The sequence below is a fragment of the Idiomarina sp. UBA4206 genome (genome assembly GCF_002383015.1).
Classification (GTDB): Bacteria; Pseudomonadota; Gammaproteobacteria; order Enterobacterales; family Alteromonadaceae; genus Idiomarina; species Idiomarina abyssalis.
The window spans coordinates 58,618-59,148 of record NZ_DFTS01000021.1 but is presented as its reverse complement, the minus strand read 5'-3'; the positions used below and the strand labels follow the sequence as shown (position 1 = coordinate 59,148).

The 531-nt window shown below is 51.6% G+C and carries 2 protein-coding genes; both read left to right on the top strand.

What is annotated here, in order from left to right:
* The coding region (locus tag B3180_RS04740) for an FtsW/RodA/SpoVE family cell cycle protein (protein ID WP_286843322.1) at nt 1-408 on the top strand (408 nt) is incomplete at its 5' end.
* Nucleotides 405-531, top strand: a 127-nt coding sequence (locus B3180_RS04735) for a glycosyltransferase (RefSeq protein WP_286843335.1), incomplete at its 3' end; no start/stop codon positions are given. The genes B3180_RS04740 and B3180_RS04735, both read left to right, overlap by 4 nt.

Below are 531 nucleotides of genomic sequence, written 5' to 3'. Positions count from 1 at the left end.
CTGGGTAACAGTATTCAGAAACTTCAGTATCTGCCTGAAGCTCATACCGATTTTATTATGGCAGTTATTGCCGAGGAACTTGGTTTCTTAGGTGTTCTGGCTGTCATTGCTACTGTACTTATGCTGGTTTGGCGGGCATTAGTTATTGGTCGTCGCTGTTTAATGCTGGAACAGCGCTATGGTGGATACCTCGCATACGGTATCAGCGTTTGGTTCAGTATTCAGGCCTTCGTGAATATTGGCGTCGCTTCTGGTGCTCTGCCAACGAAAGGGTTAACCCTGCCCATGGTCAGTTATGGCGGTAACAGCCTGATTGTGTCGGCGTTAGCCGTTGGTTTGTTATTACGGATTGACCACGAGCGCCGCATGACGGGTCGCAAAGTTGCGCCGCGCGGAGGTGCTGAATGAACCGCGTTCTAATCGCAGCCGCAGGTACCGGCGGACATATCTTCCCGGCTTTAGCCGTGGCTGAAGAAATGCGGAATAACGGCTGGCAAGTTGACTGGCTTGGTACTCAGGAAGGGCGTTTGG